Raw genomic sequence first — 24,624 nt, 5'->3', positions numbered from 1 at the left:
TTAAATTTAAAATAGTTAATGTGGTCAGTGTAGAACGACCGTGAGGAAGGGGCAAATACGCTTTGACGATGGGGGTATAAGAAAAAATGATGGCCTGCCTCGCGCCGCAAGACAGGCCCTGTCTGCCGTGCCCGCTTAGGGCTGCGTCCATTGCAGCTTGCGCGCGCGCAAGGGATAGGCGACGGGCGTCAACTCGGGCAGCAGGGCATTGAGCGAGTCTTGCGTCAGTTCCAGGGCTTTTTGGGGGCTAAGCTCATTGACGCTGAGACTACTCATGAAACCTGTATCAAAGCTCAGGTATACGGGAGGACCATTTTCCTTGATATTGACGGTCGTGCGCTTTTTGTAGAAGGCGAGCTCGTATGTGCCCGGTGCCAGCTCTAGCGCCACATGTGTCCTGGAATCATGATAGTAGAGGTTTTTTTTCGCGCTGCCCTGCAGATGGCTGGTCTCGATAGTGTAGAAGGTGCTGCCATCTTCGAATTTCTCGCTATCTACCGTTTCTTGCGGCATGCGGTTAAAGAGGATCAGATTGGCTTTTCTGTTGAGTACCGTGCCCGCTTGCCCAGGCGCATTTGACGGCTCCAGGGCGGTCGTGCGGCGCATGCCTTGTTCCTCTGCTTCGTGCTGGGCTTTGTGCCCCATGATCCCATTCAGCGCAATAGAGACGTTAAGTGGCCCCATGGATCTGGCCTCTTTTGCATCGTAGTGAAGGTCCTTCATGGTGGCACGCGTCGTTTCTATGGAATGCCAGATGGTTTTACCCGCCACTCGGTCATATACCACCGCTTCAATGAGCATGATGAGGGAGGAATGGCAGCCATAGCTATTACATTTTCCTAGCGTGGTATCGGCATATTTCCAGTCGATCAACGCCACGTAGCGCCGCCCCGTCGTGCTGGCAGGCAGTCCCTGCACGGTGTCGAGGATGGATGGTCGCTTGAACGCGGGTGGCATGGGGACGAAGGCGAGTTCTTCTTTCGGATCCTTGGCAGTGTCGAGATAGGCACGGCAAGCCCAGCTTTTGAACAGGGAGGTGTTGTCCGACGAGACGATGGTACCCCAGGTACTTTCATGGGTCTTGGGCGTGCAACTTTCCGGCGCAATAAATACCACCACCTCGATTTCTTTTCTTTCGATGGGCTGCGCAACATCGCTGAGCAGCACCTCGCGCAAGGGAAATTCGGATTGAGGGCGGGCGGCTTGGGCGCCCTGCATCAGTAGCAGCAGGACGGCGCTTGCCGCCAGACGGCGCAAGGAAGTGGTAAGCAAGAACATGATGACGATGGTGAAATGAATAAGACCATCATTTTATTTCTTTTGAGAAATTATTGTTGGAAAAATAATTCACGCTACAGCACGTGCGCCCCCACCCAGCGTCCGCTGCCGCACAGTTCGGCGGCCACTTGCAGCACGAGGTTTTTCACGGCGTTGCCTGCATTGGTGAGGGGAATGTTTTTTGAGGCGCACAGGGCCACCGTGCGCGACAGCACGGGGCTGTGGATGGCGTAGCTGCGCATGGCGCCGCTGTCCAGTTCGGCCAGCAGGGGCGCGGCCGGCAGGATGGTGGCGCCCATGCCGGCCAGGATGGCCGATTTCAGGATGGCGATCGAGTTGATCTCGATCACGTTCGCCGTCTCCAGTGCCAGTTCGCGGGCGCGGCTGTCGATGCGGGGGCGCACGCCATGCTGCAGGCCCGGCAGGATCAGGGTGGCGCTCAATGCCTGCGCGAATGACAGCGCCGTGCCCGGGGGCGCGAACGGCGAATCGCTGCGGCAGATAAAACGCATTTCTTCCTCCACCAGGGGGCAGCAGGAAAACGGCGTCAGCTGGCCATCGTCGAACAGCACGGCCAGATTGATGCGGCCCGATTTGAGCTGTGCATTGAGGTTGCCCGTGATTTCTTCCGTCAGTTGCAGGGTGATCTCGGGATAGCGTTCGCGCGCGGCCAGCAGCAGGGGCAGGGCCAGCGCGCCGGAGATACTGTGCGGCAAGCCCAGGGTGACATTGCCGGACGGCCGCGTGGCGCTTTGCGTAACGGCCGAGCGGGCGTCCGCCACCTGTTTCAGGATCGCCTGCGCATGTTCGTAAAACACCTTGCCCGCATCCGTGCTGAGTACGCCCTGGGCCGAGCGGTGCAGCAGCTGCACGCCCAGTTCCTCTTCCAGCTGGCGCAGCTGCTGCGTCAGGGCCGGCTGCGCCACGTGCAGGATCAGGGCCGCGCGCGACAGCGAGCCGTGGTCGACGATGGCGACAAAGTAGCGTAATTGGCGCAGTTCCATGGGTCCCAATAGCGGTGCGTTGAGCGGAAAAAACAGAGTGTTGCGCCGCAGCGCCGAACGCGGCCAGCAGAATAACAATTTTGTTATACTCATTCTAGCGCCTTCGGTGCTCCAGCCGCGTATTTGTGGGATGACAGCATGCTCAAGAAAGTTGATTCGTCTCAATTAAAAGTGGGCATGTACATTCATGACCTCAGTTGTGACTGGATGACGCATCCGTTCGTGCGCAACCGTTTTCTGTTGCGCAGCGACGATGAAATCCGCAAGATCGTGCAGGCCGGCATCCATGACGTGGTGATCGACAGCGGCAAGGGCCTCGACGTGCAGGATGCGCCCACCGTGGCGCAGGCGCGCGCCGAGACCGAGCGCGAACTGGTGCAGATCGCCGCGGCGCCGCAGGTGGTCACGCGCGTGTCGTTGGGCATGGAACTGGCGCGCGCCGCGCAGGTGCGGCGCCAGGCCGCGAGCCTGGTACGTACGGTGATGGCCGACGTGCGCCTGGGCAAGGCGGTCGAGCTCGACCGCGTGCAGCACACGGTGCAAGATATTACCGAATCGATCCTGCGCAATCCCGGCGCCCTCGTCGGCTTGTTGCGCATCAAGACCAAGGATGACTACACCTTCCTGCATTCCGTCAGCGTGTGCGCGCTGCTGGTGGCGTTTTGCCGCTCGCGCGGCATCGATGCGGCCACCACGCACCAGGCGGGCCTCGGTGGCTTGCTGCACGACACGGGCAAGGCGCTGGTGCCCGACAGCGTGCTGAACAAGCCCGGTCCCCTCACGTCCGAGGAATTTTCCCTGATCAAGCGCCATCCGCGCGATGGCTACGAGATCCTGCTGCAGTCGCCCGACCTGGGCGCCATTCCGCTCGACATCGCCTTGCATCACCACGAGCGGCGCGACGGCAGCGGCTATCCTGACCAGCTGGCCGGCGACGCCATCAGCGAGCTGGCGCAGATGGCTGCCATCGTCGACGTGTACGACGCGCTGACGTCGGACCGCAGCTATCACAAGGGTATTCCCGCCGCCGAAGCCCTGCGCAAGATTTATGAATGGAGCAAATTCCATTTCAACCCCGTGTTCGCGCAGGATTTCATGCGCTGCGTGGGCATCTATCCGGTAGGCACCATGGTGATGCTGGAATCGGGCCGCCTGGCCGTCGTCGTCGAGGCGCACGAAAGCAATCTGCTGGCGCCGAAAGTGAATGTGTTTTTCAGTACGAAGAGCAAGACCTACATCAAGCCCGAGACGGTCGACCTGTCGCGCGGCTTCGGTTTTGGCGGCGCCGACAAGATCATCGGCCATGAGTCGGCGGCCAAGTGGCAGGTCGATCCCATGCGTTTTATCTCGCTGGCGGATGCATGAACGGTGTGTGTTCTTTGAAAAAGAGCGCCTGAAAAACGTTCAGGGCAAGGCGCTGGCGCGAAGACAGTACGACGAGTACGGCGAGCGCCGGCAACGCCGCGATGGACGTTTTGTCAGGTGATCAGAAAAATTCCGCCGTATCGTTCGAGGCAATGGTGGTAAGCAAGCCCTTGGCGACCAGCTCATCGTAATGGCAAGCCAGGTTGCGGCCGTGGCTTTTCGCGTAGTACAGCGCCTGGTCGGCGCGGCCGAGGATGATGACGGGCGCCTCGTAGGCGTTGATGCTGACGAAGCCCACGCTGACGGTCACTCTGCCCACTTGCGGGAAGTCGTGCGCCTCGACATTGGTGCGGAAGCGGTCGATGATTTTCTGCGCATTTTCCAGGGTGATCGAGCGCAGCAGCACGACGAATTCCTCGCCGCCGAAACGGAAGATGCGGTCTTGCGAGCGGAACGACGATTGCAGCTGGTTGGCGATCAGGATCAGCACTTCATCGCCATACAGGTGTCCAAACTTATCGTTGACCAATTTAAAATGATCGACGTCGATCACGGCCAGCCATTGCCGTTCCGTATCCGTATGGTGGCGCCGTTCTTCATCGACGGGACGCGGCTTGTCCGCTTCCGGTTCGCCGCGGCTGTGCAGGATTTTCGCCAGCTGGTCGTCAAAGGTCTTGCGGTTCAACAGGCCGGTGAGCGAATCGCGTTCGCTGTAGTCGAGCAGGTTCTGGAAATTGCGGTACACGCTGACGATGCCGCCGATCACCTGGATGGTGGCGCCCGTGTAGGGCGTGGGGTTGGTGATTTCCAGGCAGGTAGTGACCTGGTCGCCGATCCAGATGGGCAGCCACAGCAGGTGGCGGCCGTCGGCGCACAGGGTGTCGGCGCTCGCTTCATGGCGCTTGATGCAGGCGGCCAGGGCCGGGTAGTCGGACAGCGGTTCGCCTGGCAGGGTAGGGTCGGTATGCTCTTCCATGCGGGCCACGCTGCCCGCCACGATGATGGCCCGCGACCGCACGAACACCTGGCCACGCACGGTGGTCAGGGCCAGCACACGGGTCTGCGACGCGGCAGCGAGTTCCTGCACTGCCGAGATCACGGAAATGTCGAGCATCGTGTGGTCGCGGTGCCCGGTCATGTCCACCATGTGTTTCAGTAGGGAATCCATTGTCGTTCTCTGGAAAGTAGTCACACAAGTGTCGTCATACCAGCATTGCATCAAGCAAGAGCATGTTCGCGTCCGTCTACAAGAAGCCAAGATTTATTTGGTGGCATGACGCTCTGTACCGCCGGGCGAGAGGCCTTTCCAAAGAAGAGCTAAGCAGGATAATGTCTTTTTGCCTAATAGGCAATTAACGTATGCAATATTTCATGTAAATACATGAGATTCATGCACTACATTGCAAAAAACTTGCCCTGACGAAGGCTTTCAATCCGGATCGCAACATTTGTTTGCGCCAGCCGCCATGTCGACAAGGTTTGATAATTTCCATATGGAAACTTGTGGCGCGTCAATTTGCCAAAACGTGGACGCTTTATAGTCAATGCAATGGCGCAGAAATTTACGGCAGGAAACATATTAGCAGGAAAGGGCAATGTTTCACACCCGATTGCGCCAGGGACTTGTGATTCACTTTTGGGAGCTTGTCATGCATACCTTCCTGTCGGCAGTACAGCAGTTTGTCAAGGATGAGGATGGCATTACGGCAATCGAATACGGCCTGATTGCGGCCTTGATGGCCACCGCCATCACGGCCGGATTCTTGCTGATCAAGACCAACTTGCTGGCCGTCCTCACCGACATCTCGTCGAACCTGGTGTTGACGCCCTAAGCGGGTGCCCGCTGCTGGCCGGCCGGCAGCGGGTGTTTTTCAGGAGGTGTGCCATGCCTGCAACTGTCTTGTGCGACCTGCTGTTGCTGTGCTTCGTGACGGGGGCCGCCGTCAGTGATCTGATCCAACGCAAGATTCCGAATTGGCTGGTGCTGGCCGGCATGCTAGCCGCGCTGGCGCTGCATTTGTGGTTGTGGCCACATCGCGTGCCGCAGCTGGTGCTGGGCGGCATGGCGACGGGCTTCTTCCTGTTCCTGCCTCTGTATGTGCTGCGCGGCATGGCCGCCGGCGACGTCAAGCTGATCGCCATGGTGGGCACCTTTGCCGGTCCCTGGCCCGTGCTGCAGATCTGTTTCGCCACGTTTGTCCTGGGCGGCCTGATGGCCGTGCTGATGATCACGTACCAGGGCAAGTGGCGCGCCTGCCTCGGCAATCTGCGCCAGCTGCTGTGGCCGATGATCGCGCGCATGGCCGGCATTCCCCTGGCGCCGACCGCACTGGGCAGCCATGCCAGCGTGGGCAACATGCCGTACGGACTGGCCATTGCCCTGGGCTGCCTGGTGGTGCAAGGGCAGCATTATTTCTGATTGGCATTCATTGCTCTGAATCAATGGGCGCCAGTGCCCGCTCGCTAGAATGAATTCTGTTCAATGCAGTCTTAACCGGCATGGAGACGCAGCATGACCGAGGTCGATTATTCCATGAGCACCGACAGTGCGCCGCGCCCCGCCGACGCGAACCTGATGCCGCCCTTGCCGCCGCAGCCGAAGAGCTTGCGTGAAACGGGACTGGAACGGCCGCTGGTCGTTGAACTGATCGCCAAGCTGATGTTTGTGGGCGGCAAGACGCATCTGTCCGCGCTGACGACGCGCTTGCGCCTGTCGATCAATGTCTTGCGCGAAGTGCTCGACTTCATGGTGACGGAGCAGATGGCCGAAGTGGCCTGGCGCGGCGAATCCGACATCGACGTGCAGTACCAGCTGACGGGCGCCGGCAAGCAGCGCGCCAGCGCTTTTCTTGAACGCTGCGCGTATATCGGCGCCGCCCCCGTCACCCTGGAAGCGTACCGCGCCATGGTGGCGCGCCAGTCGTGGCTGGCGCAGGAACAGCGCGTCGGCAGCGACGACCTGGCCGCCGTGCTCGGCGGCGCCCATGCGGGGCCGGGCATGCTCGACGTGGTCGGCGCGGCACTGCATTCGGGGCGCTCGCTGCTGCTGTACGGTCCTCCCGGCAGCGGCAAGTCGACCCTGGCGCTGCAGCTGGGGCAATTGCTGCACGGGCTGGTCGCCGTGCCCTACGCCATCGTCGTCGGCCACGACATCATCCAGCTGTACGATCCGGCGCAGCACCTGCCGCCCGCGCCGCAGCACGTCAGCCATGCGCGCCAGGCGCTGGAGCGGCGCAGCACGGATATCCGCTGGGTGCTGTGCCAGCGTCCCGTGATCCACGTGGGCGCCGAGCTCGACGCCGGCACGCTGGAGCTGCGCCTTGACGCCAGCGGCGGCTGCTACCAGGCGCCGCCCCATGTGCGGGCCAACAACGGCATGCTGATCATCGACGACCTGGGCCGCCAGCGCCTGGGCGCGCAAGAACTGCTGACGCGGCTGATGCAGCCGCTGGCGCGGGGCAGCGATCAGCTGGGCTTGCCCGGCGGCGTGCAGATCAGCGTGCCCTTCGACAACGCCCTCGTGCTGGCCACGAATGTGCCGCCGGGCGAGCTGTTCGATCCTGCCTTGCTGCGCCGCATCGGCTACAAGGTGCAGGTGGGGCCGCTGGCCGAGAACGCCTATCGCGCCCTGTTCCGCCAGCAATGCCGCCTGGCCGGCATGACCATCGACGAGCTGGCCCTGAACCATCTGCTGCAGCTGCATGGCGCGCAGGGACGGCCTTTGCTGGCCAGCTATCCGCAGGAATTGCTGGCGCGCATAGGCGACTTCGCCGGCTTTGCCGGCAGCGAGGCGCGTCTGACGGTGGGCGCCCTGGAGCAGGCCTGGAGCAGCCTGTTTGCCAGCTGCGACATGCCGGCCGCCAGCCTGTGCGAGCGTATCGCATGAAAAACCGGCGCGCCCTGCTGATGATGGGCCTGGCCGTGGTGCTGGGTCTGCTGGCCGTGCTGCTGGCCTCGCACTGGCTGCTGCGCCAGACGCCGGCCGGCAAGGGCAAGATCGTCGTCGCCTCCAGCGATGTCAACCTGGGCCAGCGCCTGACGCCAGAGATGCTGCGCCTGGCCGAATGGCCGGCGGAAAGCTTGCCGCAAGGCGCGCTGCAAGACCCGGCGAAACTGGCGGGACGGGTGCTGAAAACGAGCGTGCTGCGCGGCGAGCCGCTGAGCGAAGCCAAGCTGGCGCCCGTGGGGACGTTGGGCGGCCTGTCGGCCCTGATCACGGAAGGGCGGCGCGCCATCACCGTGCGCGTCAACGACGTGATCGGCGTGGCCGGCTTCGCCTTGCCGGGCAATTATGTCGACATCATCGTCAGTACCCAGCAGGATGCCGGCGACCGCGCGTTTCCGCAAAGCCGCAACATTTCCAAGATCGTGCTCGAACGCATCCTCGTGCTGGCCGTGGCGCAGGAAGTGGGACGCGACGAGACCAAGCCGCGCGTGGTCAATGCCGTGACCCTGGAAGTGACGCCGGAACAGGCGGAAAACCTGGATCTGGCGCGCAGCGTGGGCAGCCTGTCGCTGGTGCTGCGCAACCAGGTCGACCCGCAGCCGGGCGTGACGGCGGGTGCCACCAAGCTGACCCTGCTGGGCGGACCGCATGAAGCCGAGCCTGCTCCCGCCGCCGCGCCCGTGCCAGCCGTGGCGCCGCGTCCCGTGCGCGTGGCCAAGGCGCCGCCGGAGCCCAAGCGCCAGTGCAGCGGCGTCATCGATGGGACGCGCCAGTCGCGCGAATGTTTTTAGCCTTGTTGCCTTGATCAACCATGGACACGCTCATGAACCGCGCCCTGCTGACACTGTGCTGCCTGCTGTTGCCGCTTGCCGGCGCGGCAGCCGATCCTGGCCCCCGCTGCGGCGGCGAAGCGGCGACGCCCGGCAACTTGCAGCTGCAGGTGGGCAAGTCGAGCATGTTGCGCCTGCCCGAGGCGGTGCTGGCCCGCAGCGTCGGCAATCCGGCCATGCTGCAAGCCATGCTGGTCGCGCCCGACACCTTGTATCTGGTCGGTGTCGACGTGGGCAGCACGAATATGATCGTCCAGGGCAGGAGCGGCGTGTGCAGCGTGGTGAACGTCAGTGTCAGCATGGACCCGTCCGGCCTGCAAACGACCCTGGCGGCCCTGATGCCGGAAGAAAAAGCCATCCGCGTGACGGCCGTGGCCGATACCCTGGTGCTGTCGGGCACGGTGCAGGATGCGGGCGCCGTGCTGCGCGCCGTCGAGCTGGCGCATGCGTATGTGCGCCGCGCCACCGCACCGCTGGCGCTGCCCAAGCCAGCCGATGGCGCCGCCTTGCCGCTCGCGGCCGCTGCACCCGGCGGTGCGGGCAGCGCGAACAGCCGCGTCATCAATATGCTCGACGTCAGCGCGCCGCAGCAGGTGATGCTGGCCGTGCAGATCGCCGAAGTGTCGAAGTCGCTGCTGGAGCGGCTGGAAGTGGGCGCCACCCTGCGCTTCGCCTCCGGCAGCTGGGCCACCACCCTGCTGTCGAATTTCTTGAGCGGCACGGCCAACGGCTTGCTCGACGTGCGCAAGTCGAACGGTCAGCAGCTGACCATCGAGGCGCAGAAACAGGATGGCCTGGTGCGCATCCTGGCCGAGCCGACGGTGATGGCGATCAACGGACAGGAGGGCAGTTTTCTGGCCGGCGGCAAGATCTTCATTCCCGTCGGCCAGGACAACAACAAGATCACGCTGGAAGAGCGCGAGTATGGCGTCGGCCTGCGATTTACCCCCACCGTGCTGTCGGGCGGGCGCATCAATTTGAAGGTGGCGCCGGAAGTGTCGGAACTGTCGCGCGAAGGGGTGGGCATTTCCGCCGCCGGCGTCAGCGGACGTTCTATTTTGCCCGTCATCACCACGCGGCGCGCCTCGACCACGGTGCAGCTGTATGACGGCCAGAGCTATGCCATCGGCGGCTTGATCAAGAACAACCAGGTGAGCAACATCGCGGGCGTGCCGTGGCTGAGCGAACTGCCCATCCTCGGCGCGCTGTTTCGCAGCACGGACTTCCAGCATGACCGCACGGAATTGTTGTTCGTCATTACCGCGCACCTGGTGAAACCCTTGCCGGCCGATGTGGTGCTGCCGACGGCGCAGCTGGCGCCGCCTTCGCGCACGGACTTGATGTTGCGCGGCAAGATGGAAGCCACCGTGCCGCCAGCGCCGCCGTCCGTGCCGCCGCCGCGCGCGGCCAACGGCTTCGAGTTGAAATGAGACGGGGAGACACGCCATGCCGAATTCGCTCCTGATATGGCTGCGGCGCCTGGCCGCGCTGACCCTGGCGCTGCAGCTGGCAGCCTGCGCGCACAGCAGTAGCAGCACGCCGCAGCTGGACCCGCGTTTCGGCGACGCCGTGCGTCTGGCCATGGCGCAGCAGGTGCGCGATCCGGCCAGCGCGGACAATCGCCAGCCTGCCGACGGGCTTGACGGCCCCAGCGCGCACGCCGTCATGCAGCGCTACCGCGCCTCGTTCGCCGAACCGAACGGCCAGACGCTGCAGCCGGTGCAGTTCATGCTGGGAGGCGCCAATGGCAAATAGACGCCGGCGCGAGCGCGGGGCGATGCTGATCGCCTTTTCCATCCTGCTTATCCTGGTGCTGGGCTTTATCGGTCTGGCGCTCGACGTGGGACAGGTCATCGGCCGCAAGACGGAATTGCAGAACCTGGCCGACAACGCGGCGCTGGCGGCGGCCGCCGAACTGGTGGGCACGCCCGAAGGCTTGCTCGCTGCCGTGGACAAAGCCAAGCACAGTGCGGCCGACAAGAGCGCGTGGCGGCGCCGCATGCAGGGCGCGATCCTGTCGGACGCCAGCATCCGCTTCGCCAGCGCGCCCGCCAGCGAATGGCATGCGGCGGGCGCCGTGCCCGACGCCGCCACGGCGCTGTTCGTGCGCGTCGATACGCAGGCCAATGCACCGTCGCTGGGGCGGGTGGCGACGGCGTTCCTGGGCGCCTTGTCGCCGGCGCTGCGCACTCTGGACACGGGGGCGCGCGCCGTGGCAGGACGTACCAGCCTGAACCTGACGCCGCTGGCCGTGTGCGCGCTGTCGGCCAGCGCGGCCAGCCCGCGCACGAATGCGGCGCTGCTGCCGGCCGTCGAACTGCTGGAATATGGTTTTCGCCGCGGCGTGGCGTATAACCTGTTGAAACTCAATCCGCACGGTCCGGCGGCCGAACATTTCGTGCTCAATCCCCTGGGCCAGCCCGGCGTGGTGGGCTCGTCGCTGCAGGTCGGCGAGTCCAGCGTGCTGCCGTTTGTGTGCAGCGGCACGGTGCTGTACCCGCGCATCGGCAGCGCGCAAGTGCATGTGCACCGGCCGTTTCCCGCCGCCTTGTGGCCGGCCTTCAACGCGCGCTTCAACCTGCATGCGGGCAGCGGCTGTCATCCCGTCACGGCGCCGCCCGACACGAATATCCGCGCCTATCCGAATACGGCCACGAACTGGTGGATGACGAACACGCCCGACGCGCCGAGCGCCCTGAGCACCGGCAATCCGCTGCTGTCCGTGGCCGATCCTGAATCGAACGCGACGCCGCCTGCCGTTGGCAGTTACGGCCCGCTGTGGTCGTTTGGCAAGGCGGTCAAGTACAGCAGTGTGAAGCCGGCCGGCGGCTACGTGCCGTTCGCCACCAGCGACTGGGCCAGGCTGTATCCGGCTAGCCCTGCCGCGCCGGCCGCCAAGCCCGGCTACCCTGCCACGCCGCCATACCAGACGCTGGCTTACCAGACGGCGCCGACCGGCAATACGGGCGTGGCGCAGCGGCGCCTGCTGCATATTGCCCTGCTGGCCTGCCCGGTGCCGGCCGGCAGCGACGTGCTGGCGCAGGTGCGGGGCATCGGCCGCTTCTTCATGACGGCGCCGGCCAGCAATGGCGTGTTGAGCGCCGAATTTGACGGCCTTGTGGCCGAGGGCGCGCTGGCGGGTCCTGCGGAGCTGCTGCAATGAGGCCGCCCTGCCGCGCGCGACGCCGCCAGGAGGGTGTCGCCGCCATCGAGCTGGCGCTGATCCTGCTGTTTTTCATGGCGCTGCTGCCTTTCGTGCTGCTGTTCGGCCGCGCGCTGCTGGTGTACACGGCCCTGCAAAAAAGTACGCACGATGCGGCGCGCTACCTGGCCACCATGCCGCTGTCGCAGATGGCCAGGGGCGACACGGCGAACCAGGGTGCCGTGTTTGCCCGGCAGATGGTGGTCGATGCCATGGCGGAAAGCTGGCCGGCCATGCAGCCATACCTGATCAGCGTGGAATGCGTGTATGCCGACGACTCCTACAGCTGCGGCACTTATGCGGCGGCGCCGCTGCAGGTGCGCATCAAGTTGTCCGTCGACATGCCGGTGGATTTCCTGCCCGAACTGACCCGCAAGTGGCTGCCGCAACTGGCGCCGATCCCGCTGCGCGCCAATGCGACAGTACGCTATGTTAATTAACCTGCGCCCCCGCCGGCAGCGCCAGGGCGGCGTCTTCGCCGTCGAGTTCGCCATGCTGGCGCTGCTGTTTTTTCTCTTCCTGTTCGCCATGCTGGAAGTGGCGCGCGCCGTGTATCTATGGAATATGGTGCACGAGATTACCCGGCGTGCCGCGCGCGGCGCCGCCGTCGCCGATTTCAGCAATGCAAGTGCGCTGCAGGCCGTGCGCGCGCAAGCCGTGCTGCGCGCCGCGCCTGGCGTGCTGCCGCTGGGCGGCGGCATCAGCGACGCGTATGTGCGCATCGATTACCTGTCGCAGTCCAGCGGCGGCGCCGCGCTGGCGGCATTGCCGGTGACGGTGATGCCCGGTTGTCCGCAGCGTAACCGCATCAATTGCCTGGACGATCCGCATGGCGCCAGCTGCATCCGTTTCGTGCGCGCGCGCTTGTGCGTGCCCGGCGATGGGGGACGCTGCGAGAGCGTGCCGTACCGGCCCATCCTGCCGCTGCTGGCAGTGATGTTTCCTTCCGGCGCAGGCGCCGTGCGCCTGCCCAACGGCGCCACCATGGCCGTGGCCGAGTCGCTGGGTTATCCGGACAATCCCGGTTTTTGTCCTTGAGCGCCACTTGGCGGCGCAGCCGACTGTGTAGACCTGAAAGAAGCGAGGAAGTGCGATGAAAGCCCTGATGATTAGCCGCGACGCCAGCTTGCACGATGAAATTGCCGCGCAGGGGGCGGCCCGCATGCCCGTACTGCGGCTGCTGGAACGGCGCAGCGGCTTGCGCGACGCCGTCGAGCGCATGCTGCCGGAAGCGCCGGAACTGGTGATCGTCGACGCCAGCGGCATCGATGCCGACGAAGCCGACCTGCTCGAGCGCCTGGCGCGCCAGTATCCGCTGGCCGTGCTGATGCTGCTCACGCGCGGACAGCAGCAGGATGTGCTGATCCGCGCCATGCGCGCCGGCATGCGCGAAGTGCTGCAGCTGCCGCTGGTGCACAAGGCCTTTCACGAGGCGATGGACCGGGTCGATATCCAGGCCGGCGTGACGCAGATGCGCGACGGTAAAGTCCTCGCCTTCATCTCGTGCAAGGGCGGCAGCGGCGCCACCTTTCTATCGACGAATTTTTCCTACGCGCTGGCCAGCCTGGCCGGCTGCAAGGTGCTGCTGATCGACCTGCATGGCCAGTTCGGCGACGCCACCCTGTATGTCTCGGACCAGAAGCCGGCGATGACACTGTCCGACATCTGCGCCCAGATCGCGCGCATGGACGGCGCCTTCCTCGCCTCGTGCCTGGTGCACGTGACGCCGAACTTCGGCGTGCTGGCGGCGGCCGACGACCCCGCGCACAAGGTCGACATGCAGCCCGAGCACATGGACCGCATCCTGGCCGTGGCGCGCCAGCACTACGACTACATCGTGCTCGACGTGGGACGCCAGATCGATGCGCTGTCGCTGCGCGCGCTCGACAACGCCGACGCCATCTATCCGGTGCTGCAGCTGGCCTTGCCCGACATCCGCGACGGCCGGCGCCTGCTCGACATTTTCCGTTCGCTCGGCTATCCGGGCGAGCGCCTGCGCCTGATCGTCAACCGCTATGAGAAGGGCGGGCGCCTGCGCCTGGCGGACCTGGAGCAGGCGCTGGGCGCGGAAGTGGTGCACACGGTGCCCAACGATTACATCGCCGCCACCGATTCCGTCAACCAGGGCATCCCGCTGCTGCAGCTGTCGCGCACCAGCGCCGTGGCGCGCAGCCTGGCCGAGCTGGTGGAGCTGGTGACGGCGCGCCGCGTGACGGAAAGCCGCGGCCTGTTCGACCGCCTGTTCAGCCGCAGCGAGGTTTAGGACAGAAACATATGTCAAGGCTCCCGCCGGGGGCCATCATGGGAGCCGAGATGACTTTACGCGAACGCCTGGCGGCAAATGAAACGGTGCGCCCCGCCAGCAATGGACAAGGCGCGCTGGCGCTGCACGCCTACCAGGAACTGAAAAAAACCATGCACCAGACGATACTCGACCGTATCGACCTGGAACGCCTGAAACGCCTGACGGCCGAGCAGTTCAAGCATGAGCTGGCGCTGCTGGTGCAGCGCGTGATCGAGGAAGAGCGCATCGTCCTCAATCAGCACGAGCGGCATAGCCTGGTGCTCGACATCCAGCACGAGATGCTGGGCTTTGGTCCGCTCGAACCCCTGCTGGCCGATGCCAGCGTGTCCGACATCCTCGTCAATACCTGCGACAAGGTGTACGTGGAGCGGGGCGGGCGGCTGCAGCTGACGGACGTGACCTTCCACGACAATGCGCACCTGATGAAGATCATCGAAAAGATCGTCTCGCGCGTGGGACGGCGCGTCGATGAATCGAGCCCGATGGTCGACGCGCGCCTGCCGGACGGCTCGCGCGTGAATGCCATCATTCCGCCGCTGGCCGTCGATGGCCCGATCCTGTCCATCCGGCGCTTTGCCGTGCAGCCTTTGAGCATCGCCAACCTGCTCGACTACAAAAGCCTGACGCCGCCCATGGTGCAGGTGCTGCAGGCGCTGGGCCAGGCGAAGATCAATATCCTGATCTCGGGCGGCACTGGCAGCGGCAAGACGACCCTGCTCAACGTGCTGTCCGGTTTCATTCCCGGCAGCGAGCGCATCGTCACCATCGAGGATGCGGCGGAACTGGCGCTGCGCCAGCCGCACGTGGTGCGCCTGGAAACGCGCCCGCCGAATATCGAAGGCAAGGGGGAAGTAAGCCAGCGCGCGCTGGTGCGCAATGCGCTGCGCATGCGGCCCGACCGCATCATCCTGGGCGAGGTGCGCGGCGCCGAGGCGCTCGACATGCTGCAGGCGATGAACACGGGCCATGAAGGGTCGCTGGCGACCATCCACTCGAACACGGCGCGCGACGCGCTGGCGCGGCTGGAAAACATGGTCGGCATGGCCAACGTGAACCTGACGCCGCGCGCCACGCGCCAGCAGATCTGTTCGGCCGTGACGGTGGTGATGCAAGTGTCGCGCCTGACGGATGGCGCGCGCAAGCTGGTCAGCCTGCAGGAAGTGACGGGGATGGAAGGCGACATCATCGCCATGCATGAAATCTTCCGCTTCGAGCAGACGGGCGTCGATGCTGACGGCAAGGTGCAGGGCCACTTTTGCGCCACGGGCGTGCGGCCCCGCTTTACGGAGCGCTTGCGCATGTTCGGCGCGCCGGTGCCGGACACGGTGTTCGACCCGGATCGAATTTATGAGTAAGGGGGAGGGATCATGGACCTGGTCTTCTACGGCTTTGCCGTGCTGCTGTTCGCCGCCTGCATTCTGATGGTGGAAGGGGCCTGGCTGTGGTGGTCGGGCACGCATGGCAGCGCGGCGCGGCGCATCAACCGGCGCCTGCGGCTGATGGCGGCGCGCGGCGAGGCGGGCGGCGAGCGCGTCTCCATCCTCAAGCAGCGCCGCTATGCGCGTTCGCCCGGCCTGGAGCGCCTGCTGCGGCGCATGCCGCAGGCGGCGCGGCTGGATCATTTGCTGCTGCAATCGGGATTGTCCTGGTCGGTGGCGCAATTCCTGTGCGGCAGCGGCGCCTTGCTGCTGGCGGCCTTGCTGCTGTTGGCGGCCTGGTCCATGCCCTTGCCCGGCGCCTTGCTGCTGCTGTCCTGTGCCGTGAGCGCACCGTGTTTGTTCGTGCTGCGCGCGCGCGCGGCGCGGCTGAAAAAGATCGAGGCGCAACTGCCGGAAGCGGCCGATTTCCTGGCCCGTGCGCTGCGCGCCGGGCATTCGTTTTCGAACGTGCTGCAGATGGTGGGAGACGAACTCAATGAGCCGATCAGCGGCGAATTCAAGACGGCGCACGAAGAGATCAATTACGGCGTGCCGATGAACGAGGCGCTGCAAAACCTGGCCGCGCGCATCCCGCTGACGGACTTGCGCTACCTCGTCATCGCCGTGCTGGTGCAGCGCGAATCGGGCGGCAACCTGGCCGAGGTGCTGGTCAGCATCGCCCGCATCATCCGCGCCCGCTTGAAGTTGCTGGGACAGGTGCGCGTGCTGTCGGCCGAGGGGCGCATGTCGGCCTGGGTGCTGGGCCTGATGCCGGTGGTAATGATCGGCGTCATGGCCCTGGTCAACCCGCAATACATCCGCCTGCTGTGGACCGATCCCAGCGGCATCAAACTGTTGTGGTACGCGGCTGGCATGGTGGCGCTGGGCGTCGTCTGGATGCGTAACGTCATCCGTATCAGGATATAAAACCGGAGGTGGCATGAGCGGTGCACAACTGCTGTTTTTGTTGATCGTCTTTGCTGTGGTGGTGGCGCTGGCCCTGCTGGCGTGGCTGATCTTCTTTCCCGGTACCTTGCGCCAGCGTCTGTTCGGCGCCACGGCGTCGGCCGCCAGCGAGGCGGTGGTCGATACTGGCTGGGTCGAGCGGGTGGTGCGCGTGGCGCAGCCGTTCAGCAAGCTGTCGCTGCCGGAAGAGGGCTGGGAGCGCTCGCCGCTGCGCACGCGTTTCATGAACGCGGGCTGGCGCCAGGCGAGCGCGCCGGCCCTGTACTTTGCGGCGAAAACCGTGCTGGCCCTGCTGTTTCCCACCGTGCTGGGCCTGTATGCTGCCAGCGCCATGGCGGCGCAGCTGCGCAGCGTGCTGCTGTTGCTGCTGTGCGTCAGCGCCACCATCGGCTATTACCTGCCCAACCTGGTGCTGGCCAGCACGGCCAAGCGGCGCCAGCGCGACATTTTCGAAAACATCCCCGATGCGCTCGACTTGCTGACCGTGTGCGTGGAAGCGGGCCTGAGCCTGGAGCGCGCGCTGGTGAAGGTGTCGGGCGAGATCCACATCAAAAGCGTGGTACTGGCGCAGGAATTGCAGCTGGTGCTGATGGAAATGCGCGCCGGTTTTTCCAAGGAAAAGGCGCTGCGCAACCTGGCCTTGCGCAGCGGCGTGGAAGACGTCGATACCCTGGTCGCCATGCTGATCCAGTCGGAACGCTTCGGCACCAGCATGGGCGATTCGCTGCGCGTGCATTCGGAAAACCTGCGCGGCAAGCGCAGCCTGCTGGCCGAGGAGGCGGCGGCGAAGATCGCGTTAAAGCTGCTGTTCCCGCTGATTTTTTGCGTCTTTCCCACCCTGATGCTGGTGCTGATGGGGCCGGCCGTGATCGAAGTCTATCGCGTGCTCGTGCCGGCCATGGCCAGCCGCTGAAAGGAGTCACCATGCGCTTGACGATATCCCGCCTGGCCGCCGCCTGCGCCTGTCTGGGCCTGGCCGCCTGTACCACGCAGCTGGCCCATGCACCGGCGCCGCAGTGGCCTGACGCCGATGCCGCCTATGCGGCGGGGCGCCAGCATGTCGAGCGGGGCGACCTGCCCGCGGCGCAGGCGGCCTATGAGCAAGCCCTGCGCCATGCGCCGCGCCACGTGAACGCGCGCAACGGACTGGCCGTGCTGCACGCGCAGCGGGGCGAGCATGACGCGGCGATCGCCCATTGGCTGGCCTTGACGCAGGAGGCGGGTACACGGCAGCCGCAGCAGGCCTATCTGTTCAGCAATCTCGGCCACGCCTATTATTTAAGCGGCCGCGACGCGCAAGCCTTGCCCGTGCTGGAACAGGCGTGTCTGCTCGATCCGCTCAATGCGCTGGCCTGGCAGCACCTGGCGCAGGTACTGGAACGGCTGGGACAGCACGAGCGCGCCGCCGTCATGCGGCGCCAGGCGGCCAGCTTGCAGGAACACGATGTGCGGCGCGATCTGGCCTTGTTGCGCGGCGAGGCGGCGCCGCAGGGCGTGTCCGCGCCGGTGCCCGATGCGCCCGCCATGGCGCGCGTGGAGATCACGCAGAGCGATGGCATGGCCCGCCTGAGACGCGTGCCGGCGGCGGTGCGCAGCCTGACCGTTAGCCCATTGGTGCCGGCTGCGCCTGCGCCTGTGGCTGGCACGCCGCGTCCGCGCCTGGAAATTGTCAACGGCAACGGCGTGCCGGGCCTGGCCGCCGCGCTGGCGCGCAGTCTGGCAGGAGCGCCCGTGCAGGTGGTGCGCCTGGCCAATGAAGCCAGCTTCCAGGTGGCGCGCACGCGCGTCGAATACCGGCCCGCGCAGGAACAGGCGGCGCGCCAGCTGGCCCGCCAGTTGGGAACGCAGGTGCAGACCCAGGCCGCCGACTGTCCCGCCAGCGAGCTGCGCCTGGTACTGGGGCGCGACTTGAGCGACCCCGCCATGCTGCACCGCTATTATCTGCAGCAATTGCAGCTGGCGCGCCAGGCGCTGGCACGGCTAGGTTAACACGCATCGGCTGGCATAAAAAACGCGGCGCCTTTTGCGGGCGCCGCGTTTTTTTGAGCGTGCCAGTGCTTATTTAGCCTGGCGGCGGCGCGTAAAGGCGAGGGCGGCCAATCCCGTCCCCAGCAGGAACAGGGTGCCTGGCTCCGGCACTTGCAAGGGATCGATGACGACGATATCGGTGCGCGTGGACTTGGAAAAATTCAAGGTGTAGCTGCCGGCGGGCAGGGCGAAATTCGAGGTCAGGGAAAACATCGCGAAGCCGTTCGTGAAGGCGCGCCCGGTGGCGGGGTCGTTGGTGCCGGCCGTCATGTTCAGGCTGAACGGGTCCAGGCTGCCGACCGTATGGTTGCCGTTGATGTCGCTGCCATTGCTGGCGTCGCCATCAGGCGCGAACTGGAAGATCACGCCGTCGGCGTTCGCATGCGACAGGCAGCCGGCGGGGCTGGCGGCATTGCACGAGATATTGAAGATGTCCATGATCGACACATTCGATTTGTCGCCCATGGTCGTCACGCTGGTGCGCAGGTCGCGCCGTCCCATGAAGCTGAAGGTGATGAAGCCGGCGCTCGACAGGGTCAGGTTGACGGAGCCGGTCAGCGTGTCGCCGGCCGTGGCCGTTGCGGCGCCCACCGTGTTGCGCTGTGCTTCCGCCACGGCGCTCACGGTCGAGCCGGTGCCGTTGAGCATGTTGCCGAAGGCGTGCGCATCGCCGCGGGCGAACTCCAGGGTGGAGCTGGGGCTGGGCGCGTAGTGGTTTTGCGGCAAGCCGCTGCAGCCGCCGCCCGAACATACTTGCAGCACATCGGCGTTGGCGGCCGGACCCGTATTGACGGCGCGCGGATTGACGGCCACGCCCCCTTCGAAAAAGGCGCTGTCGCTGGCATTGCGGTTGGCGCCAGCCAGCGACAGCGCGCCGGCGCTGGTGGTGATACGGAAATTGTTCAATTCGTTGACGGCCAGGCCGTACGCGCCGGCCTGCGCCTGGCCGCTGGCCAGCAGGCTCGCCGCCGCCAGTGCGCCCAGCCAGCCCAGGGTCTTGTTTCGTGTGTGATCGACGTTCATCGCAGCCTCTTATCGTAGTCAGTCTCGGGAAATCCGGGGGACAAAGAATCCAGAATGGCTTGCCTGGACTCATCTCGTAGACAGTGATAAGCAGCTTGCGTGCCACACAAGAAAAGCATATTGAATCAAACACTTGCGTAAAGCGGGCTGAGCTGGAGAGGGTAAAGTGTAAGAAAGGCCGACGCCGCCTGGCGGGCAGCGCCGGCCAGCCTCAGGTACCGCGGTGATAGCCCAGGTGGCCGCCCGAATTGCGCGCGCAACCGCAACCGATGCGCGCCACTTCCTCGCCTTCCGTCAATTTCCAGTTGGTAATCGTCGTGTGCTGCCAGTCGATGTCGCTTTTCTTGACAGGTTTTACCGTCAGGGTGCGTGCTTGCGCATCCGTGTATTCCATCAGTTCCTCGTCGTCGGCGATGTCGAAATGGCGGTGGATCAGGGAAATGCCGAAGCGGTCGAGCGCGCCATAGCGTTGCAGCACATCGCGCAGTTCGCGAAAGCAGGCAAGATCCTCGGGCAGCAGCGGATCGACGGCGGAAATATCGGCAACGGGCTGCCATTGCATGGCGTGGATGTTCAGGCTGTGCATGATAGGCTCCTGTGCCCCATGATGATAGGCCCAGGCTGGCAGAGGGGCGCTGGCACGCCTGGCGGAATGTCCATCGTGGCCGTAAAGTCACTGCGCCGCTTGCGCCAGATCAAAGGTGCGGCACATCACCTCTCGCCCGATCATTGCCCGGTAAAATAGGCCATGGCAAACAAAATCCCCACCTTCCCCGGCGCGCGCACGGGCCGCGGCCAGGTCCTGGCCGTGCTGCTGTCGAACCGCGACCAGTCCGGCGCCGAACCGCTGCAAGGCCGCGTCTCCCTGGCCGCCATCGTCAAGGCGCTGAAACGCAAATACCACTGGCCGATCGAGACGCACAGCTTTCCCGCCAACACGCAGGATGGCCGGGCCAGCTGGGCGACCGTCTACAGCTTGCCGGACAAGGTGATCGAGGCCGCGCTGGAGGCCGGCGGCCGGGAGTGGCTGGAGAGCCGGGGAACGGTCGGGCGGCGGTGACTGCGCCGCAGTACGTTATTCGAGCCGGAAGCCGACCTTCAGCGTGACCTGGAAATGCGCCACCTTGCCATCGACGATATGCCCGCGCGATTCCGTCACTTCATACCAGTCCATGTGCTTGACCGTCAGCGCCGCCTTGGCAATGGCATCGCGTATCGCCTGATCGCTGCTCTCGGTGGACGTGCCGACCAGCTCGATCAATTTGTAAGTGTGTGCGGACATGATATTTCCCCAGGTAGGCAAGCCAGACATCGGGAGCCTGCTTTGCGCAGGTACGTGCTCATCTTGCGCCTAAACGTGCTGATAGTCATTGCGCGATGCAGCAATCCATCACAGGAGTAGTTCGCAGAAGGGAGAAAAGAAAAAAGGGCTACCAGCCGAAGCGGGTAACCCTTTGATTTCCTACTGAATTCTGGTGCCGACTGCCGGTTTCGAACTGGCCACCTGATGATTACAAATCAACTGCTCTACCAAATGAGCTAAGTCGGCAAAAACTGCGCGTTGCGAATTATACGCTATTTAATGCGTGTCAGGGTCGGGCGGCCGCCTTTTTTTGGCGGCTCGTCGTCGCCGGGCGTGGCGTTGTCGCGTTGTTCGGGGGAGCTGGCAGGCACGGACGACAGGGTGGGACCGCTGGCGGCGGGGGCGAGCACTGGCGGCGGCACGTCGGCCGAGGCGGGGCTGTCCGTCGGTTGCGCGTCGGGATCATCGTTGCCCAGCACGGGCTCGAAAGCCATGCCCTGGCCGTTTTCGTTTGCGTAGATGGCCATCACGTTGTCGACCGGCACGTAGATTTCGCGCGAGACGCCGCCGAAGCGGGCGTGGAAGCGGATGGCGTCGTTGTCCATCTTCAGGCCGCTGGTGGCGCCGAAGCTGATGTTGAGCACGATTTCGCCCTTTTTCACGTATTCCATCGGTACCGTGGTGCGCGAATCGACTTTGACCGCGAGATAAGGCGTGTAGCCGCTGTCGGTGCACCATTCGTAGATGGCGCGCAGCATATAAGGTTTGGTTGAGATTTCAGACATGATAGGCACTGTGAGGCGGGAGCGCCCCCGTCAGCATGAGGCGGGCGCACCGGTAGTTCAAAAGACTGGGACAGCGCAAAAAACAACTTTAACACGTGGCCCAAGATGCCCCAGAAAGCGTCGCGAGCAAGCCCGATATCGGCTTGAGTAACGCAGCCGTACTTCAGTACGGCGGGTAACGCCGAGTCGAGAGCGGGCTGCGCAGCAGCTTTATGGGGATATCTTTTAGCGGCGCATGACTTTTTCGGATGGCGTCAGCGCTTCGATGTAGGCAGGACGCGAGAAGATGCGTTCGGCGTATTTCATCAGCGGTGCAGCCGTCTTCGACAGTTCGATGCCGTAGTGGTCCAGGCGCCACAGCAGCGGCGCGACAGCCACGTCGAGCATCGAGAATTCGTCGCCCAGCATGTACTTGTTTTTCAGGAACAGCGGCGCCAGGGTCGTCAGGCGGTCGCGGATTTCCGCGCGTGCCTTGTCGTGGGCCTTGTCGTTGCTCTTGGCGCGTTCGCTTTCCAGCACGTGCACGTGCACGAACAGTTCTTTCTCGAAATTGAACAGCATCAGGCGCGCGCGGGCACGCATCAGCGGATCGGCCGGCATCAGCTGCGGATGCGGGAAGCGCTCATCGATGTACTCGTTGATGATGTTCGATTCATACAGGATCAGTTCGCGTTCGACCAGGATGGGCACCTGGCCATACGGATTCATGGTCGAGATGTCTTCCGGTTTGTTGAACAGGTCGACGTCGCGCACTTCGAAGTCCATGCCTTTTTCAAACAGGACCAGGCGGCAGCGTTGCGAAAATGGGCAGGTTGTACCCGAATAGAGAACCATCATTTTTTATAGTTCCTTAGAAACAAAGGGGGTGAAGCCGCGAACGGCTCACCCCAGGTCGCTTGTCCACTCATGCGGACAACGCAGAAACAGGCATAAACCGGCCTATGGCCGGCGCCTCACTTATTTGACTTCCTTCCAGAACGACGCGTTAAGGCGCCATGCCAGCAGAGCAAAGACCGACAGGAACAGCAGTACCCAAACGCCCAGGCGCTTGCGTGTCTGCTGTGCCGGTTCGGCCATCCACTCCATGTAGCCGACCAGGTCGGCTACCGCATTGTCGTACTCGATCTTGTTCAACGTACCTGGCTTGACCTGCTCGAAGCCGGTAAATTTGTGGATCTTCTTGCCAGCTTCGTGCGGATCGTTCTCTTCCACGAACTTGGCAGTCTGGACACCTTGCAATTCCCATAATACATGCGGCATGGCAACATTCGGCACGACCATATTGTTCCAGCCGGTCGGACGAGTGTCGTCTTTATAGAACGTACGCAGGTAAGTATACAGGTAGTCGCCGCCTGTGCCAGCGGAAGATGATTTCGCGCGCGAAATTACCGACAAATCCGGCGGTACGACGCCAAAGAAGGCCTTGGCGTCCTGCGGCGCCAGGCTGGTCGTCATCAGGTCGCCGACTTTATCACCGGAGAACAACAGATTCTGCTTGATCTGGTCTTCCGTCAAGCCCAGGTCGCGCAGGCGGTTGTAGCGCATCGACACGGCGGCGTGGCAATTCAGGCAATAATTGACGAACAATTTGGCGCCATGTTGCAGCGCTGCCATGTTGGTCTGGCGGTCAGGTGCCTTGTCCAGCGGAAAGCCGCCTTCGCTGGCGAGAGCCATGGCGGGCACGAAGGCCAGGATGGCGAGCAGTTTTTTTGCAATCTTCATATGATGTATGTCCTTTGAGCGTGGCGTGATAGCGGCTTAGTGCGGGTGAAACGTCACACGCGACGGCACGGTCTTGAACTTGCCCATGGCACTCCACCATGGCATCAGCAGGAAGAAGCTGAAGTAAATCAGGGTGCACACTTGCGACACGATGGTTTTCGCATCCGTTGGCGCCTGGGTCCCGAGGTAGCCGAGGATCAGGAACGACAGGCCGAAGATGGCGTACACATATTTGTGCCAGTTCGGACGGTAGCGGATCGATTTCACGGGCGAATGGTCGAGCCATGGCAGGAAGGCCAGGATCACGACGGAACCGCCGAAGAACACCACGCCCCAGAATTTCGCATCGAGCACCTGCGGCAGCATGCCGATGATGGCGACGATGGCGATGCCGGCGATGATGGACTTGACCGTCGTCGACAGGCGCGACTTGAGCCAGATGAACACCACGTAGGCGGCCACGGCGCCCATCAGCACGTACATGAAGTCGGCCGTGGTGGCACGCAGCACCGAGTAGAACGGCGTGAAGTACCAGGTTGGCGCGATGTGCAGCGGGGTTTTCAGCGAGTCGCCCGGCAGGAAATTGTTGTATTCCAGGAAGTAACCGCCCATTTCCGGCGCGAAGAAGACGACGGCGCTGAAAATGACGAGGAAGATCGAGACGCCGAACAAGTCGTGCACGGTGTAGTAAGGATGCGAAGGGATCGAATCGACGGGGTGGCCATCGGCGCCCAGGTTTTCCTTCACTTCGATGCCGTCCGGATTGCTCGAGCCGACTTCATGCAGGGCGATCAAGTGCGCTGCAACCAAGCCCAGCAGTACCAGCGGGATGGCGATCACGTGGAAGGCGAAGAAGCGGTTCAGGGTGGCGTCGGACACCACGTAGTCGCCGCGGATCCACAACGACAGGTCAGGGCCGATGAACGGGATGGCGCCGAACAGGTTGACGATCACTTGCGCGCCCCAGTACGACATCTGGCCCCATGGCAGCAGGTAGCCGAAGAACGCTTCGGCCATCAGGCACAGGAAGATGGCGAAACCGAACAGCCAGATCAGTTCACGTGGCTTGCGGTACGAGCCGTACAGCAGGCCGCGCGTCATGTGCAGGTAGACGATGATGAAGAAGGCCGAGGCGCCCGTCGAGTGCATGTAGCGCACCAGCCAGCCCCACGGTACTTCGCGCATGATGTACTCGACGGAATTGAAGGCCAGGGCCGCATCCGGTTTGTAGTGCATGGTCAGGAAGATGCCGGTGACGATCTGCAAGACCAGCACCAGCATGGCCAGCGAGCCGAAGATGTACCAGAAATTGAAGTTTTTCGGAGCGTAGTACTTGCCCCATTGGTCGTTCCACAGCTTGGTCAGGGGAAAGCGGTCATCGACCCAGCCCAGCGCTTTTTCGGCGGCGGGAGCGTCTGCCGGGAACTTCGTTTCTTTGAAAGCAGCCAT

Annotated in this window: 26 protein-coding genes and 1 tRNA gene; 16 read left to right on the top strand and 11 right to left on the bottom strand. The window is 63.8% G+C overall.

Translation table 11 applies throughout. The annotated features are described in order from the left end of the window. Positions 1-135: 135 nt before the first annotated feature. The gene (locus tag CSQ95_RS00550) at positions 136-1,278 is read right to left on the bottom strand and encodes a hypothetical protein (protein WP_099408062.1); all 1,143 of its coding nucleotides are present in this window, start codon (positions 1,276-1,278) and stop codon (positions 136-138) included. 74 nt (positions 1,279-1,352) lie between these two features. After that, positions 1,353-2,282: a LysR substrate-binding domain-containing protein gene (locus CSQ95_RS00545; protein WP_070219121.1), complete on the bottom strand. Its 930-nt coding sequence runs from the start codon at positions 2,280-2,282 to the stop codon at positions 1,353-1,355. A gap of 138 nt (positions 2,283-2,420) precedes the next feature. Between CSQ95_RS00545 and CSQ95_RS00540 the strand changes: the two genes are divergently transcribed. Continuing rightward, positions 2,421-3,647, top strand: a complete 1,227-nt coding sequence (locus CSQ95_RS00540) for an HD-GYP domain-containing protein (protein ID WP_099408262.1) — start codon at positions 2,421-2,423, stop codon at positions 3,645-3,647. Between the two features lie 121 nt (positions 3,648-3,768). Here CSQ95_RS00540 and CSQ95_RS00535 read toward each other — a convergent pair whose 3' ends face one another. After that, the gene (locus CSQ95_RS00535; protein WP_099408061.1) at positions 3,769-4,815 is read right to left on the bottom strand and encodes a GGDEF domain-containing protein; all 1,047 of its coding nucleotides are present in this window, start codon (positions 4,813-4,815) and stop codon (positions 3,769-3,771) included. Between the two features lie 481 nt (positions 4,816-5,296). Between CSQ95_RS00535 and CSQ95_RS00530 the strand changes: the two genes are divergently transcribed. The 14 genes from CSQ95_RS00530 to CSQ95_RS00465 all read left to right on the top strand — a co-directional run bounded on the left by CSQ95_RS00530 (position 5,297) and on the right by CSQ95_RS00465 (position 18,303). Beyond that, complete coding sequence (locus CSQ95_RS00530; protein WP_034752975.1) at positions 5,297-5,479, top strand: Flp family type IVb pilin; 183 nt, start codon at positions 5,297-5,299, stop codon at positions 5,477-5,479. Positions 5,480-5,532: 53 nt separating this feature from the next. Continuing rightward, on the top strand, positions 5,533-6,066 hold the full coding sequence (locus CSQ95_RS00525; RefSeq protein ID WP_099408060.1) for a prepilin peptidase: 534 nt from the start codon (positions 5,533-5,535) through the stop codon (positions 6,064-6,066). Positions 6,067-6,159: 93 nt separating this feature from the next. Then, a complete protein-coding gene (locus CSQ95_RS00520) occupies positions 6,160-7,533 on the top strand; it encodes an ATP-binding protein (protein WP_099408059.1) in 1,374 nt (457 codons plus the stop codon). After that, on the top strand, positions 7,530-8,384 hold the full coding sequence (cpaB, locus tag CSQ95_RS00515; protein ID WP_070289459.1) for a Flp pilus assembly protein CpaB: 855 nt from the start codon (positions 7,530-7,532) through the stop codon (positions 8,382-8,384). Before CSQ95_RS00520 ends, cpaB begins: the two co-directional genes overlap by 4 nt. 20 nt (positions 8,385-8,404) lie before the next feature. Further along, the gene (locus tag CSQ95_RS00510; protein WP_257217902.1) at positions 8,405-9,853 is read left to right on the top strand and encodes a type II and III secretion system protein family protein; all 1,449 of its coding nucleotides are present in this window, start codon (positions 8,405-8,407) and stop codon (positions 9,851-9,853) included. Between the two features lie 16 nt (positions 9,854-9,869). Beyond that, entirely contained in the window at positions 9,870-10,178 is a 309-nt protein-coding gene (locus tag CSQ95_RS00505; RefSeq protein WP_099408058.1) for a hypothetical protein, read from the top strand. Next, the gene (locus tag CSQ95_RS00500) at positions 10,168-11,586 is read left to right on the top strand and encodes a pilus assembly protein TadG-related protein (RefSeq protein WP_099408057.1); all 1,419 of its coding nucleotides are present in this window, start codon (positions 10,168-10,170) and stop codon (positions 11,584-11,586) included. The genes CSQ95_RS00505 and CSQ95_RS00500 overlap by 11 nt, the downstream gene beginning before the upstream one ends. Then, the gene (locus tag CSQ95_RS00495; RefSeq protein WP_070313047.1) at positions 11,583-12,065 is read left to right on the top strand and encodes a TadE/TadG family type IV pilus assembly protein; all 483 of its coding nucleotides are present in this window, start codon (positions 11,583-11,585) and stop codon (positions 12,063-12,065) included. The genes CSQ95_RS00500 and CSQ95_RS00495 overlap by 4 nt, the downstream gene beginning before the upstream one ends. Continuing rightward, positions 12,055-12,663 carry a TadE/TadG family type IV pilus assembly protein gene (locus CSQ95_RS00490; protein ID WP_099408056.1) on the top strand — a complete coding sequence of 203 codons (609 nt, stop codon included), beginning with the start codon at positions 12,055-12,057 and terminating at the stop codon, positions 12,661-12,663. Before CSQ95_RS00495 ends, CSQ95_RS00490 begins: the two co-directional genes overlap by 11 nt. Positions 12,664-12,718: 55 nt before the next feature. Beyond that, positions 12,719-13,888 (top strand): AAA family ATPase, encoded by a 1,170-nt coding sequence (locus tag CSQ95_RS00485; protein ID WP_070219071.1) that lies wholly within the window; start codon positions 12,719-12,721, stop codon positions 13,886-13,888. A 50-nt stretch (positions 13,889-13,938) separates the two neighbouring features. Then, entirely contained in the window at positions 13,939-15,285 is a 1,347-nt protein-coding gene (locus CSQ95_RS00480) for a CpaF family protein (RefSeq protein ID WP_083287262.1), read from the top strand. A 12-nt stretch (positions 15,286-15,297) separates the two neighbouring features. Then, positions 15,298-16,275, top strand: coding sequence for a type II secretion system F family protein (locus tag CSQ95_RS00475; RefSeq protein WP_099408055.1), 978 nt, complete (start codon positions 15,298-15,300; stop codon positions 16,273-16,275). A 13-nt stretch (positions 16,276-16,288) separates the two neighbouring features. Continuing rightward, positions 16,289-17,227, top strand: coding sequence for a type II secretion system F family protein (locus tag CSQ95_RS00470; protein WP_099408054.1), 939 nt, complete (start codon positions 16,289-16,291; stop codon positions 17,225-17,227). A gap of 11 nt (positions 17,228-17,238) precedes the next feature. Further along, positions 17,239-18,303 (top strand): LytR C-terminal domain-containing protein, encoded by a 1,065-nt coding sequence (locus CSQ95_RS00465; RefSeq protein WP_099408053.1) that lies wholly within the window; start codon positions 17,239-17,241, stop codon positions 18,301-18,303. Positions 18,304-18,372: 69 nt separating this feature from the next. Here CSQ95_RS00465 and CSQ95_RS00460 read toward each other — a convergent pair whose 3' ends face one another. Both CSQ95_RS00460 and CSQ95_RS00455 read right to left on the bottom strand, forming a co-directional pair. Next, positions 18,373-19,365, bottom strand: coding sequence for an EDSAP-1 family PEP-CTERM protein (locus CSQ95_RS00460; protein WP_099408052.1), 993 nt, complete (start codon positions 19,363-19,365; stop codon positions 18,373-18,375). Between the two features lie 211 nt (positions 19,366-19,576). Further along, positions 19,577-19,951 carry a hypothetical protein gene (locus tag CSQ95_RS00455; protein WP_099408051.1) on the bottom strand — a complete coding sequence of 125 codons (375 nt, stop codon included), beginning with the start codon at positions 19,949-19,951 and terminating at the stop codon, positions 19,577-19,579. A 162-nt stretch (positions 19,952-20,113) separates the two neighbouring features. Between CSQ95_RS00455 and CSQ95_RS00450 the strand changes: the two genes are divergently transcribed. Beyond that, positions 20,114-20,425, top strand: a complete 312-nt coding sequence (locus CSQ95_RS00450) for a hypothetical protein (RefSeq protein WP_099408050.1) — start codon at positions 20,114-20,116, stop codon at positions 20,423-20,425. A gap of 15 nt (positions 20,426-20,440) precedes the next feature. Here the strand turns inward: CSQ95_RS00450 and CSQ95_RS00445 are convergent, their stop codons facing one another. The 6 genes from CSQ95_RS00445 to CSQ95_RS00420 all read right to left on the bottom strand — a co-directional run bounded on the left by CSQ95_RS00445 (position 20,441) and on the right by CSQ95_RS00420 (position 24,624). Then, the gene (locus CSQ95_RS00445) at positions 20,441-20,647 is read right to left on the bottom strand and encodes a dodecin (RefSeq protein ID WP_034753599.1); all 207 of its coding nucleotides are present in this window, start codon (positions 20,645-20,647) and stop codon (positions 20,441-20,443) included. Positions 20,648-20,838: 191 nt separating this feature from the next. Next, a tRNA-Thr gene (locus CSQ95_RS00440) sits at positions 20,839-20,914 on the bottom strand. 26 nt (positions 20,915-20,940) lie between these two features. Further along, positions 20,941-21,453, bottom strand: a complete 513-nt coding sequence (locus CSQ95_RS00435) for a ClpXP protease specificity-enhancing factor (RefSeq protein WP_070223748.1) — start codon at positions 21,451-21,453, stop codon at positions 20,941-20,943. 225 nt (positions 21,454-21,678) lie between these two features. After that, entirely contained in the window at positions 21,679-22,290 is a 612-nt protein-coding gene (locus tag CSQ95_RS00430; RefSeq protein ID WP_010394154.1) for a glutathione S-transferase N-terminal domain-containing protein, read from the bottom strand. A 120-nt stretch (positions 22,291-22,410) separates the two neighbouring features. Further along, positions 22,411-23,175, bottom strand: a complete 765-nt coding sequence (locus CSQ95_RS00425; protein ID WP_099408049.1) for a cytochrome c1 — start codon at positions 23,173-23,175, stop codon at positions 22,411-22,413. 36 nt (positions 23,176-23,211) lie between these two features. Further along, complete coding sequence (locus CSQ95_RS00420; protein WP_099408260.1) at positions 23,212-24,624, bottom strand: cytochrome bc complex cytochrome b subunit; 1,413 nt, start codon at positions 24,622-24,624, stop codon at positions 23,212-23,214.

Origin of the sequence: Janthinobacterium sp. BJB304, assembly GCF_002735765.1 — a bacterium.
In the GTDB taxonomy this organism is placed as follows: domain Bacteria; phylum Pseudomonadota; class Gammaproteobacteria; order Burkholderiales; family Burkholderiaceae_D; genus Janthinobacterium.
This window is presented reverse-complemented; position numbering and strand designations above follow the sequence as displayed.

Coding starts and splice junctions, on each gene's coding strand:
- CSQ95_RS00550 (WP_099408062.1), bottom strand. CDS start 1,278: ATGTTCTTGCTTACCACTTCCTTGCGCCGTCTGGCGGCAAGCGCCGTC.
- CSQ95_RS00545 (WP_070219121.1), bottom strand. CDS start 2,282: ATGGAACTGCGCCAATTACGCTACTTTGTCGCCATCGTCGACCACGGC.
- CSQ95_RS00540 (WP_099408262.1), top strand. CDS start 2,421: ATGCTCAAGAAAGTTGATTCGTCTCAATTAAAAGTGGGCATGTACATT.
- CSQ95_RS00535 (WP_099408061.1), bottom strand. CDS start 4,815: ATGGATTCCCTACTGAAACACATGGTGGACATGACCGGGCACCGCGAC.
- CSQ95_RS00530 (WP_034752975.1), top strand. CDS start 5,297: ATGCATACCTTCCTGTCGGCAGTACAGCAGTTTGTCAAGGATGAGGAT.
- CSQ95_RS00525 (WP_099408060.1), top strand. CDS start 5,533: ATGCCTGCAACTGTCTTGTGCGACCTGCTGTTGCTGTGCTTCGTGACG.
- CSQ95_RS00520 (WP_099408059.1), top strand. CDS start 6,160: ATGACCGAGGTCGATTATTCCATGAGCACCGACAGTGCGCCGCGCCCC.
- cpaB (WP_070289459.1), top strand. CDS start 7,530: ATGAAAAACCGGCGCGCCCTGCTGATGATGGGCCTGGCCGTGGTGCTG.
- CSQ95_RS00510 (WP_257217902.1), top strand. CDS start 8,405: ATGGACACGCTCATGAACCGCGCCCTGCTGACACTGTGCTGCCTGCTG.
- CSQ95_RS00505 (WP_099408058.1), top strand. CDS start 9,870: ATGCCGAATTCGCTCCTGATATGGCTGCGGCGCCTGGCCGCGCTGACC.
- CSQ95_RS00500 (WP_099408057.1), top strand. CDS start 10,168: ATGGCAAATAGACGCCGGCGCGAGCGCGGGGCGATGCTGATCGCCTTT.
- CSQ95_RS00495 (WP_070313047.1), top strand. CDS start 11,583: ATGAGGCCGCCCTGCCGCGCGCGACGCCGCCAGGAGGGTGTCGCCGCC.
- CSQ95_RS00490 (WP_099408056.1), top strand. CDS start 12,055: ATGTTAATTAACCTGCGCCCCCGCCGGCAGCGCCAGGGCGGCGTCTTC.
- CSQ95_RS00485 (WP_070219071.1), top strand. CDS start 12,719: ATGAAAGCCCTGATGATTAGCCGCGACGCCAGCTTGCACGATGAAATT.
- CSQ95_RS00480 (WP_083287262.1), top strand. CDS start 13,939: ATGACTTTACGCGAACGCCTGGCGGCAAATGAAACGGTGCGCCCCGCC.
- CSQ95_RS00475 (WP_099408055.1), top strand. CDS start 15,298: ATGGACCTGGTCTTCTACGGCTTTGCCGTGCTGCTGTTCGCCGCCTGC.
- CSQ95_RS00470 (WP_099408054.1), top strand. CDS start 16,289: ATGAGCGGTGCACAACTGCTGTTTTTGTTGATCGTCTTTGCTGTGGTG.
- CSQ95_RS00465 (WP_099408053.1), top strand. CDS start 17,239: ATGCGCTTGACGATATCCCGCCTGGCCGCCGCCTGCGCCTGTCTGGGC.
- CSQ95_RS00460 (WP_099408052.1), bottom strand. CDS start 19,365: ATGAACGTCGATCACACACGAAACAAGACCCTGGGCTGGCTGGGCGCA.
- CSQ95_RS00455 (WP_099408051.1), bottom strand. CDS start 19,951: ATGCACAGCCTGAACATCCACGCCATGCAATGGCAGCCCGTTGCCGAT.
- CSQ95_RS00450 (WP_099408050.1), top strand. CDS start 20,114: ATGGCAAACAAAATCCCCACCTTCCCCGGCGCGCGCACGGGCCGCGGC.
- CSQ95_RS00445 (WP_034753599.1), bottom strand. CDS start 20,647: ATGTCCGCACACACTTACAAATTGATCGAGCTGGTCGGCACGTCCACC.
- CSQ95_RS00435 (WP_070223748.1), bottom strand. CDS start 21,453: ATGTCTGAAATCTCAACCAAACCTTATATGCTGCGCGCCATCTACGAA.
- CSQ95_RS00430 (WP_010394154.1), bottom strand. CDS start 22,290: ATGATGGTTCTCTATTCGGGTACAACCTGCCCATTTTCGCAACGCTGC.
- CSQ95_RS00425 (WP_099408049.1), bottom strand. CDS start 23,175: ATGAAGATTGCAAAAAAACTGCTCGCCATCCTGGCCTTCGTGCCCGCC.
- CSQ95_RS00420 (WP_099408260.1), bottom strand. CDS start 24,624: ATGGCTGCTTTCAAAGAAACGAAGTTCCCGGCAGACGCTCCCGCCGCC.